The following is a 282-nucleotide window of genomic DNA, read 5'->3' on the forward strand; positions in this document are numbered from 1 at the left end:
GGCTGAGGAAGCCGAGACTTGGGCCGCACAGGACGCAAGTCAGGATTACTACGCGCAGCAAGCCCCTATGCCTGAGCCGGAAGCAGAGCCGCGCAGCCTGTTTGGCCGCATGCCCGGTCTTATCAAACGCCCCGAAGCGGACGATATGCCCGAGCCGGAACTGATCGAGACCTACAGCGACGCCATCGTGGATGAGACACCGGGCGAGGAGCGCATCAAGAGCAAGATCGCCGATGTCATCAAGAACCGCGTCCGTAATGCCAATGCGATCCACACGCCGAC

1 protein-coding gene is annotated in these 282 nt (G+C 61.7%); it reads left to right on the plus strand.

Going from position 1 to position 282, the window contains the following annotated elements:
- On the plus strand, nucleotides 1–282 hold a 282-nt coding region (locus A3722_RS05175; RefSeq protein ID WP_150120446.1), incomplete at both ends, for a hypothetical protein.

Source organism: Sulfitobacter sp. HI0027 (assembly GCF_001634775.1).
In the GTDB taxonomy this organism is placed as follows: domain Bacteria; phylum Pseudomonadota; class Alphaproteobacteria; order Rhodobacterales; family Rhodobacteraceae; genus Sulfitobacter.